Source organism: Archangium sp., assembly GCF_036389735.1.
Lineage (GTDB): Bacteria > Myxococcota > Myxococcia > Myxococcales > Myxococcaceae > Archangium.
In genome coordinates, this window is record NZ_DASVWK010000772.1 from 1 (window position 1) to 7,804 (window position 7,804).

The window sequence follows — 7,804 nt, forward strand, 5'->3', positions numbered from 1 at the left end:
GTCGGTGGAGAAGAGGTAGTTGCCCATGGAGGCCAGGCACATCTTCGGGTTGCCGGGCATGGGGGGCGGGTTCTGGGGCTTCTCCACGAAGCCCTTCATCCGCCCGTCCGCGCCCATGTCGATGATGCCGAACTCCTTGCCCTCCTCGAGGGGCACGGGGATGGCGGCCACCGTGCAGGCGGCCTTCCGGTCGATGTGGAAGTCCAGCATCTGCTGGCAGTCCATCCGGTAGACGTGGTCCGCCCCGAAGACGAAGATGTGGTCCGGCTCCTCGTCGGTGATGATGTTGAGGTTCTGGTAGATGGCGTCCGCGCTGCCCTTGTACCAGTCCATGCCGGTCCGCATCTGGGCGGGTACCGTCTCCACGTAGTGGCCCAGGAAGGCCGTCATCCGCCAGGCCCGCGACAGGTGCTTGTTGAGCGAGTCGCTCTTGTACTGCGTCAGCACCTTCATCCGGTAGATGCCGGAGTTGGCGAAGTTGGAGAGGACGAAGTCGATGATGCGGTAGCGCCCGCCGAAGGGTACGGCCGGCTTGGCGCGCTCACGCGTGAGGGGCTCGAGCCGGGTTCCGGCTCCGCCCGCGAGGATCATTGCCAGGGTCTTGGCCATAGGTGACCGCCCACGTTAGCCAGGGAGATGGGCCCGGCAAGGCCGCTCTTGGGCCTTCGTTGAGTAGCGGAACCAGGGGGGGGCCGGCCGTCATGGCTTCCACCGGGGCAGCCGTGCTATGTCTTCCAGACGATGGCTGGCGACGAAACCCGAGTAACCAAGATCTCCTCGATCAAGGAGCTGGCCCCGGTCGAATCGGAATGCTGCATCGTGCAGATTCACGGTCCGGAGCTGGGCAAGAAGTACACGCTCCAAGAGCACGAGTTCACCATCGGGCGTGAGGAGGGCAACCACATCGTGGTGGACCTCGACAACGTCTCGCGCAGGCACGCGATGATCATCCACCGACAAGGGCGGATGTTCGTGAAGGACCTCGGCTCCACCAATGGGACCTATCTGAACGATGCGGAGGTGACGCAGGAGACTCCGCTGCGCAGTGGGGACCTCATCAAGGTGGGCGGCTCCATCTTCAAGTTCCTCACCGGCGACAACGTGGAGCTCCAGTACCACGAGACCATCTACACGCTGACGATCGTGGATGGCCTGACCGGGGTGAACAACAAGCGCTACTTCCTCGAGTACCTGGAGAGGGAGATGGGGCGGTGCCACCGCTACGGGCGCCCCCTGACGCTGATGATGTTCGACATCGATTTCTTCAAGAAAATCAACGATGTCCACGGGCACCTGGCGGGCGACTACGTGCTGCGCGAGCTGGCGCAGTCAGTCAAGCGGATGGTGCGCAAGGAGCAGTGCTTCGCACGCTACGGCGGCGAGGAGTTCGCCCTGGTGGTGCCCGAGGATGGCCTGGAGAAGGCGCGCATCTTCGCGGAGAAGATCCGCCGCACCATCGAGGAGAAGGCGTTCTCCTTCGAGAACCAGGACATTCCGGTCACCCTGTCCATCGGCGTGGCGGACATGACGTCGGACATGGTGGATCCGCTCCAGTTCATCAAGGTGGCGGACGCCAACCTGTACAAGGCGAAGAAGACCGGCCGTAACCGGGTGGTCGCCTAGTCCCTGCTCCTCCCCCTGCTCGGCGAGAGGGGGAGGGGGGTGACTCAGGTGCCGTCGCGCAGCTCCCCGAGCTTGCCCTTGGTACCCGGCAGGTGGCCCGGCGCCATCCGCGTGTACAGGTACTGCACCGTGTCGTGCAGCGTCTCGTGGACGTCCCGGGCCTTGAAGCCCAGCTCGCGCTCGGCCTTCGAGGCGTCCAGCCAGAAGAAGTGCTCGCCCACGTCCACTTCCTGCGGATCCAATGTGGGCGTCGTCCCGCGCCACTTCGCCAGCTGCTCCAGCAGCTTCGCGCCGAGCACGTTGGCCCGTGAGGGCAGCTTCAGCCGCGGCGCCGGCACGCCCGACAGGCGCTCCAGGCGGTGGAAGAAGTCGTCCATGTGCAGGTTCACGCCCATCAGGTGACGCCCGTACACCTCGCCGCGCGTCAGCGCGTTGACGAAGGCGTCCGCCGCGTCCCGCGCGTCCACGAAGGACATGCCCCCACCGGGCATGGCGGGAATCTCTCCCTGGAGGAACTTCATCACCGTCCAGGTGGAGGACAGCCGGTCGTCCCCGGGCCCCATCAGCAGGCTCGGGTTGAGCACCACGAGGGGAATGGCGTGCTTGCGGCAGTACTCCAGCGCGAGCTTCTCCTCGTAGATCTTCGACAGGTAGTACGGCCAACGCCCCACCACGGTGATGGGGTAGTCGTCGTCCTCGGTGCCGACCCGCTCCTCCTTGGACACGGCGATGGTGCCCGAGGTGGAGGCGAGGATGACGCGCTTCACGCCGGCCTCGCGCACGTCCTGCAGCAGCTCGCGCGTGGCGTCCACGTGCAGCTCGTACATGCGCCGCGCGTCCTTGTCCTGGAAGGAGACGAGCCCCGCCAGGTGGTAGACGGCCTCCACGCCCTGGAGCGCGCGCCGCACCGCCTCGCGGTTCTTCAGGTCTCCAGGGACGTACTCCGCCTTCTCGAAAGCGGGGCCCGCCGGCTTGGAGCGGCCGATGATGCGCACCTCATGCCCCGCGGCCACCAACCGCGGAACCAGGTGCGCGCCCAGGAAGCCCGAGCCTCCGGTGACGAGCAGCTTCATGAGTCGCTCCCTCCGGAGGACAGCGCACGACGCTGGTCCTCCACCGTCGCCGATTCATCGAAGCTCAGCACCCGGCCGGCGGCGAGCGCACGGATGGAGTCCTCCGCCAGCTTCGTGGCGTAGCGGTAGCTCTCCGAGCGCGCCATGCCCTGCGTCTTCGACCGCAGCATCTCGTACGTGAGCGCGGGGCCGATGTGGGCCTCCAGCTCGCGCGACTTGGGCACCATGCGGCCCTTGGGCAGCGCCTCGAAGGCGCCCTTGAGGTAGACGGGCAGCACGTCCACCCCGTAGGTGAGCGCCAGGTAGCCCAGGGTGGGCTTGAACTCGAGCAGCTCCCCCGTGGGCGAGCGCGTGCCCTCGGGGAAGATGAGCAGGTTGAAGCCCTGGCGCAGCGCGTTGCCGGCCATTCGCAGCGACTCGCGCAGCGAGCCGTGCCGGTCCATGGGGATGAGGTCGGTGAAGTTCTCGAAGTACGCCCGCTTGAGCGCCGTATCGAAGAAGTAGTCGCGCGCGGCGAGCGTGGTGAGCCGCTGCCCCTGCTCGCCGAGCACCACCTTGACGAGCCCCATGTCCAGGTGGCTCGTGTGGTTGGCGATGACGAGGAAGTTGCGGTTCATCGGGATGAAGGGCTTGCCCGTCACCTTCACGTCGAAGAGGCCGCCGAAGATGGCCTGCTGGCCGAGCCGCACCAGCTGCCGGCCCACCGTCACCAGCGGCTCCGGCACCGGAATCTCCAGCTCCTCGGTCTTCTCCACCTCCTGGGAGATCTCCTTGGCGCGCGTCTCCACGGAGGGCCGGCGCCCGCTGGCGACCACCAGCTTGCGCAGGTCATCCACCGTCTGCACGTGCGTCAGGTCGTTCACCGCGGGCAGCGGCACGCCGGCCTGCTCCAGGGCCACGGACAGCTCGGTGAGCATCAGCGAGTCCAGGCCCAGGTCCACCGAGAGGCGGGCCTCGGGGCGGACGTCCGCGAGCGGCCGGCTCACCACCTCGGCGATGAGCGGGTAGAGCCAGTCGGCCACACCGCCGGTGCTCTGCACCTTCTCGCGGGCCTTCTCGCCCGAGGCGGCCAGCCGCTCCAGGCGCTTGAGCTCCTCCACCACCACCTTGCGCTTGACCTTGCGCGACGAGGTCCGCGGCAGGTCCCCGTCCCAGAAGCGCAGCACCTTCACCCGGCGGTAGAAGGGCATCTCCGCGCTCGTCTTGCGGAAGTGCTCCTCCAGCTCGCGGCGCACCTCCTCGCGCGGCCGCTCCTTGTAGTCGGGCACGCACAGGCAGGCGACCTTCTCGCCACCGCCCTCGTCGGGCAGGCCGACGATGGACAGCTCCTTGATGTGCGGGTGGTTGCTGTACGCATCCTCGAGCTCGTCCGGGTACACGTTCTTCCCGTTGGCGTCGATGATGACGTCCTTCTTGCGGCCCACCAGGTACAGCCGGCCCTCGTCGTCGATGCGCCCGAGGTCGCCCGTGTACAGCCAGCCTTCCTTGAGGACGGCGTCGGTGGACTCCTTGTCCCCGAAGTAGCCGGCCATCACGCTGGGGCCGCGCGCCAGCACCTCGCCAATGCCGTCGTTGTCCGGGTCGAGGATGCGCAGCTCGATGCCGGGCAGCGCCTTGCCCACCGTGCCCGCCTGACGCTTGTTGGTGCGCGTCTCGGACACCGTCAGCACCGGGGCCGCCTCGGTGAGGCCATAGCCCTCGATGATGTTGAAGCCCATCTGGTGGAAGGCCTTGTGCACGTCGTCCGGCAGGGCCGAGCCGCCCGACACCAGGAACTTGATCTTCCCGCCGAACTTGCGGTGCACCGGCCAGAAGAGCAGCTTGCCCAGGTTGACGTTGCTGCGGTTGCGCAGCTCCCCGTGCGTGGCCATGAGCGCCTTGAGGGCCTGCTCCACCACTGGCGGCCGGCTGGCCATCTCCTGCGTCACCTTGCGGTGCAGGAGCTGCCACAGCGCGGGCACGCCGATCATCGCCGACACGCGGCCCGTCTCGAAGACCTCGCCCAGCCGGTCCGAGGTGAGCTCGTCGATGTAGGTGATCTCCGCGCCACGCGAGAAGGGCGTGAGGAAGCCGGCGGAGAACTCGAAGGTGTGGTGCAGCGGAAGCACGGAGAGGACGCCGTCGCCCACGCCGATGTCGAAGGCGCCCGCCAGCTTCGCGATGAGCGAGGCGAAGTTGCGGTGGGTGAGCATCACGCCCTTGGGCGTGCCCGTGGTGCCCGAGGTGAAGATGAGGCTGGCCACGTCATCCGCGGCGGCCGTGCGGCGCACCGGTCCGATGTTGTCCGGGTACGCCGGGTCCCCCGTCATCGCCTCGGCGAGGCTGGCCAGCCGCGTGGACAGGCCCGCCTCGGTGAGCGCCGCCTGGAGGCGGGGGAGGTCCTCGAAGGCCTGCTCCGAGAGCAGCAGCACCTTGGCCTCGGAGCGGCGGGCGATGTTGACGATCTCGGCCTCGTTGAGGCTCGGGTCCACCGGCACGGCTGCGCCGCCCGCGCGCAGGATGCCGAAGTAGGAGATGGGCCACTCGGGCCGGTTCTCCGACAGGAGCATCACCCGGTCCCCGCGCTTCACGCCCTCCTTCAGGAGGAAGCTGCCCACACGGCCCGCGTAGCGATGCACCTCGCCATAGGTGACGCGCTCCTCCGTCTCGTTCGCGGCGAAGCGGAAGGCCACCCGGTGACGCCACGCGTGGACGCTGGCCTCGAACATCTCCAGCAGATCCCTGCTGGCGGGGATGACGGTGCGCTTCTTCGTCTCCTCCTCCATTCCGGGGAACACCCACTTCTCCAGGCCGGGCAGGTGGGTGTCGAGGAAGTAGGTGCGCCAGTCGATCGTCTCCGGGCTCCAGGGAATCCTCGCCCGGTCGTGGCCCTCCATCCGCGTGTACACCGAGCGGGTGTTGTCGCAGCGGAACACGTAGCGGTTCTCGTAGAGGAAGGGCATGAACAACTCCACGAGCCCCATGAGGCTCTGGCCCTGCTCCTCCAGACTGGTGAGCGAGTCCCTGGCCTTCTCCAGTACCGCCTGCACCTTGGGCGCGCCCCAGCCGGGCTTCACCTCGTCGATGACCTGGCGCAGCAGGCGCGCGCCCTTGACGAACATGGGGGCGCTGAAGTTCTCGAACACCACGCGGCTGGCCGGCATGGGCTCGAGCCGCGAGCGCAGCTCGTTCATCAGCGCGTTGCCCGAGTCCTTGTTGCGGTAGTAGCGGCGCCGGTAGAGGCCCACCAGCTCCACCGAGCGGCTGGCGTAGAAGGGATTCACGTCACCGGAGGCCAGGTGGTAGACGCGCCGCTCCTCCACCTGCATGGCGTGCGCGGTGATGCCGATGGTGGCACCGGCCACGTGGTCCACCGGGATGATGTCCAGGATGGCCCGGTCCCCGGCGGGGATGTTGCGCTGGCCCTTGATGCCGGCGAAGGCCAGCGGCGCCGAGGTGGTGAAGCCCTCGTTCCACCCGGGGAAGGGGAAGTGCTGGGCGGACTCGACGATGGAGGGCCGGACGATGGAGTAGCGCAGGCCCGGCGTGCTGGCCATCACCTGCTCGCCGAGGCTCTTGGTGTACGTGTACGTGTTGGGCCAGCCCCAGTGGCTCGCCCGCTCCATGCCCGCGCGCACCAGCTCGCCGGTGAGCCACAGCTTGCGCTCGCGCCCCACCGCCAGCCGCAGCGTCTTCTCGTCGCTGGGATCCCGCCCTTCCTGCTCCAGGCGCTCCAGCGCCTTCTTGCGGAAGTTGGACGTGAGGGTCTTGTCATCCGCCTGCTCGCGCAGCCGGGCGACGACCTTCTCCGCGTCCGCCAGCTCCTGCTCCAGGCTGAAGTCGCGCCCGTCCAGTTCCTCCTTGCGGGGGAAGTAGCCCAGCACCTCCTCGTCCTCGAAGACGAGGCCGCTGCGGTTGCCGGCCACGAAGGCGGTGGACATGTGCACCAGTGGCACGCCCCACTTGAGCGCCAGCTCCACGGTGTACTTCACGCCGTGGGTGTTGACGTTGAGGCCCACCTCCAGTGACGGGTTGAAGGACACCAGGCCCGCGCAGTTGATGATGGCGGACACCTTGCCGGTGAGCGCGTCGGCCTGCTCGGGGGTGAGGCCCATGAGCGGGTCGGTGATGTCGCCGTCGAGCACCTCCACCTTGCGGCGGATGAACTCCAGCGCGCCCTCGTCGCCGTAGGCGTCGCGCAGTGGCTGGAAGGGCTCGCTGGTGGCCACCTTGTCGAAGAAGCGACGCTCGGCGGACGGGGCATTGCCCTTGCGCACCAGCACATAGAGCTTGTCCAGCGTCTCGCCATAGCGCGAGAGGAGCATGGACAGGGTGACCTTGCCCACGAAGCCGGTGGAGCCCGCGAAGAGCAGGCGCTTGCCGGAGAAGACCTGGGTGACGTTCAGCTCGGGAAGACTCATCGCGGGGCTTTCGGGGACTTACTTCACGTCGACCATGACGGTGGGGGCGATGCGCAGCAGGCTGATGCTGGCCGAGCGGCCCATGAAGCCGCGCGCCTCCTCGATGGCCTCGGTGAGGGTGTCGGTACGCTCCCAGCCGAGCAGTGCCGGGACATGGTTGTTCTCCGCGCCCGCGCAGATGACCTTGCCCACGTGCTGGCGGCCATTCTCGCCCCAGTACCACATGTAGAGCGGGTGCACGCCGTGGTAGGCGTTGCCCTTGCGGTACAGGTGCACGTAGCTGGGGTTCTCCGCGAACTCGCGCTCGTACTTCTGCTCGATCTGCATCGCGTCGCGCGTCTCGGGCAGCACCCGGTTGAAGAACTCGATGTAGCTGGGGTGCTGGACGGGATCGAACTCGTCGAAGGCGGGGTGGGTGAGGATGATGACGCCGCCCTTCTTCACCAGCGGCACGCCGCGGTTGAGGTTGAAGAAGTAGCCGAGCGCCATCACCTGCACCAGCAGCGGGTTGAGGATGGAGTTGACGCTGTAGGGCGAGATGAAGGGGATGGGGAAGATGACGATGTCGCTCTGCCCCTGCACCGGCACCACGTACTGCTGCCAGCTCTTCTCCAGTGTCTTGGCGTGGGTGGGCTCGGTGGCGCCAGCGAACACGCCCGTCACGTCATAGGGCGCGGGGATGGAGTTGAGCACCTTGCGCGCCGCCGC

At 67.6% G+C, this 7,804-nt stretch carries 4 protein-coding genes and 2 pseudogenes; 2 read left to right on the plus strand and 4 right to left on the minus strand.

What is annotated here, in order from left to right:
• On the minus strand, positions 1-609 hold a 609-nt coding region (locus tag VF794_RS27465; RefSeq protein WP_331115428.1), incomplete at its 3' end, for a sugar phosphate nucleotidyltransferase.
• Between the two features lie 19 nt (positions 610-628).
• On the opposite strand from VF794_RS27465, the pseudogene VF794_RS41785 reads away from it, so the two are divergent.
• Positions 629-676, plus strand: a pseudogene (locus VF794_RS41785) (hypothetical protein); the annotation flags it as partial.
• Positions 677-741: 65 nt separating this feature from the next.
• Positions 742-1,623: a GGDEF domain-containing protein gene (locus VF794_RS27470; RefSeq protein ID WP_331115429.1), complete on the plus strand. Its 882-nt coding sequence runs from the start codon at positions 742-744 to the stop codon at positions 1,621-1,623.
• Positions 1,624-1,667: 44 nt separating this feature from the next.
• Here VF794_RS27470 and VF794_RS27475 read toward each other — a convergent pair whose 3' ends face one another.
• From VF794_RS27475 to VF794_RS27485, 3 genes and pseudogenes are all read right to left on the minus strand, one after another.
• On the minus strand, positions 1,668-2,696 hold the full coding sequence (locus VF794_RS27475; protein WP_331115431.1) for an NAD-dependent epimerase/dehydratase family protein: 1,029 nt from the start codon (positions 2,694-2,696) through the stop codon (positions 1,668-1,670).
• Positions 2,693-7,096 carry an AMP-binding protein gene (locus VF794_RS27480; protein ID WP_331115433.1) on the minus strand — a complete coding sequence of 1,468 codons (4,404 nt, stop codon included), beginning with the start codon at positions 7,094-7,096 and terminating at the stop codon, positions 2,693-2,695. The genes VF794_RS27475 and VF794_RS27480 overlap by 4 nt, the downstream gene beginning before the upstream one ends.
• An 18-nt stretch (positions 7,097-7,114) precedes the next feature.
• Positions 7,115-7,804 (minus strand): annotated as a pseudogene (locus VF794_RS27485) (transcriptional regulator); the annotation flags it as partial.